The 2939-nt window shown below is 35.3% G+C and carries 2 protein-coding genes; both read right to left on the reverse strand.

The window, feature by feature from the left end:
* Nucleotides 1–67: 67 nt before the first annotated feature.
* Nucleotides 68–2026 (reverse strand): hypothetical protein, encoded by a 1959-nt coding sequence (locus AACY61_RS11595; protein ID WP_339611743.1) that lies wholly within the window; start codon nt 2024–2026, stop codon nt 68–70.
* Nucleotides 2027–2030: 4 nt separating this feature from the next.
* Nucleotides 2031–2849, reverse strand: coding sequence for a 3-deoxy-8-phosphooctulonate synthase (gene kdsA, locus AACY61_RS11600; RefSeq protein ID WP_339611744.1), 819 nt, complete (start codon nt 2847–2849; stop codon nt 2031–2033).
* Between the last annotated feature and the right edge of the window lie 90 nt (nt 2850–2939).

A 2939-nucleotide genomic window follows, 5' to 3' on the forward strand; every position in this document is an offset into this window, starting at 1 on the left:
TAAATTCGTTTAGTGTATAGATAAATTATAATAATGCCTTTAATAAGCTATTTTCAAAAAGAAAACCTTAAAGTACTTTTTTTAATAGTACCGGTGAGTTGTTTTGTATTTGTACTACGTGGTTGAAAAAGCTTTTGAGACCTTCATATGATTTTGGGTCAAAATGATATTCATTGATGTTTAGTGAAAATCTAATATGAACCATCCCGTTGTTTTCTTTGTAAGTAACAACTACTTCGCCCATATTATCCGGCATTTTTAAAGATTTGTTTTCGGGAAGTTCTTCAATTTTATATTTTTCATTCAGGTTTAGAGACAATAAGTAAGAATAGGTTCTTGGGTGTCCAAAATCTACAGGATAGAGTCTGTTTTTTAATTGAAATGGGTTTTTTTCAAAGGATTTAAATAAAAAGGGGTCAAATAGTAAATTCTCGGCTTCTTTATCTGTGAAAATCACTTCAAAATCTTCGCTAATGGGTTTCTCAATTTCCTTTGAATTATTTGTACTGTATGTAATTATTTCCAAATTTGAATATACTGATTCTTTTTTTCTCAAATATGCTTCCTCGTTGATTTCAGAGATTTGTTTTCTTTTGGCTATGGCATTGTACCCCATATTGGTTTCCCTCAGGGTTCCTTTAAAATTGAAATTGTCATCAACATCTATTTGAATGTTGATGTGGTTCACATTTTGCTTGTTTGGTATAATTGGTTCCCAGTAGCTTCCATTTTTAAAATCCATAACTCTTACCTGATAATTCAGACACTTAAAGGGAATTGTGCCAAAGGGAGTAAATTTATCAGTCGCATCCAATAAATACGCTTTGTCATTTATTTTAAGGTGTGCTATCAGGTAATCAAAGTCTGAAATTACCGCAAACTCTTTAGTGGGGATTCCATTTTTTCTGGTTGATAGCAGGCCTATTTCAGCATCAAAGCCTTCAGCCTGAAGTGCATTAATTAGTGCCAGGTTTATTTCAGCTGCACTCCCTACTTGCTCTTTATATGCATTTTTCACGTCTGCTTCATTAAAAAGAGCTGTGCTTTTATTCCAAAAGAAATGATTTTGGATGTAGGTATATATGTTTTTAGCTTTTTCCAATGGGTCACTAGCCAAGGTTACAGACTCCGGTAATTGTCTGCTTAGAAAATTATTTTTACGGGTTTGTAGCCCAATGTTTTTATCTTTTTTAAACTCCCTGTCAACTGTTTTCCAATTTTTGGTGTACATATGCTTGTTTCCCCGTTGGTCAATTGCTTGTTTAAGCTGAAAGTCCAATCGACTGAGGTAGTTCATTTTAGAAAGCATAAATTCTTCCTCATTAAATGCCGGAATATCTGACATTGCATAGGTTAAAATTTCACAATCTGCCAGATTTCCTTTTACCGGTTCAAAGCAATTTTTTTTAATTTCAGCCTGGTTGACCTCTAGGCCTTTATTTCCAATCAAGGTTCTATTATAATGGTAAAAGCCCGGTATTTCGGCTTTAAATTCACTATAAACGGTTGGAATGTTATTTTGAAAACTCCACCCTTCAAGATTGAAAATGAACGGGGAAGTAATGGTGTATTCATATTCTAATACACTTCCTTTTTGTGCATTGGGAAAGGCAAAACTTACTTCGCTTACTTTTGCATTCACCCTGTTAGTAAAAATTTCTTTTTTCTGAAGATAATCACTTCCACTATTGTTTGTGGTTATCGCCTTTAAAGAAGTTAATTTCTCACTTTCATTGCTATTGTTGAATAAAGAAATGGTGATGTTTGCAGAGTTTTTTGCATCATCGTGTAAAATTTTTAATTTTCGGTAAACTTTTTTTACTAAAACAATTTTGTAATCAACCACTTTAAAGGTATAGTTGCCTGTTTCAAATAGCACAACGGCTTTGGCTAATGTATCTTTTGAATACGATTTTAAATTCAGCTCGTGTTGAAACGGTTTTCCGAATTCGTGTTTGATTCCCGGTTGAGCAAAAGAGTTAAAACTAAAAAGAAGAACTGTTAATAAGAAGAAATATTTATACACTTGTTTAAAATTTTATGATGGTTTTTCTCAGGGCTGTCAAATTACTTAATAACTTTTCCAGATACTGTAAGTCAAGCATATTGGCTCCATCGCTTTTAGCATTTGCCGGATCAAAGTGGGTTTCTATAAAGATGCCATCCACACCCACAGCAATTCCAGCTTTGGCTATGGTAGAAATCATATCGGGCCGGCCCCCGGTAACTCCACTGCTTTGGTTGGGTTGTTGCAGGCTGTGAGTAACATCCAGAATAGTAGGAGCAAATTCCCTCATTGTGGGAATGCCTCTAAAATCGACAATCATATCCTGATAGCCAAACATGGTCCCTCTATCAGTAACCATAACTTGCGAGTTGCCGCAATCGGTTACTTTAGTGACGGCGTGATTCATGCTTTCAGGACTCATAAACTGGCCTTTTTTAAGGTTGACTACTTTTCCTGTGTTTGCTGCGGCAACCACAAGGTCTGTTTGTCGCACTAAAAATGCTGGTATTTGCAATACGTCTACATATTCAGCAGCCATCGCGGCATCGCTCACTTCGTGTATGTCTGTCACTGTGGGCACGTCAAATGTTTCTGAGACTTTTCTGAGAATTTTCAAGGCTTTTTCATTGCCTATGCCTGTAAAGCTATCAATGCGGCTTCGGTTGGCTTTTTTAAAACTTCCTTTAAAGATGTAAGGTATTTCAAGTTTGTCGGTAATTTTAACGACCTGTTCAGCAATGCGAAGCGCCATTTCTTCTCCTTCGATGGCGCAGGGGCCGGCCAGTAAAAAAAAATTATTGGATTGGGTATGTTTTATTTTAGGTATTAAATCGAGGTTCATGAGCATACAATTAAGCTGCAAAGTTAATCAATTTTAAAAGGAAATCAGATTTGCTTTCTTCAATTAAAATTTAACAACCTGTATTTTAAA

The sequence above is a fragment of the uncultured Planktosalinus sp. genome, assembly GCF_963973675.1.
Classification (GTDB): Bacteria; Bacteroidota; Bacteroidia; order Flavobacteriales; family Flavobacteriaceae; genus Planktosalinus.

What these genes read in the sequence shown, in the direction of transcription:
- kdsA (WP_339611744.1), bottom strand. Translation starts at nt 2,849, where the DNA reads ATGAACCTCGATTTAATACCTAAAATAAAACATACCCAATCCAATAAT.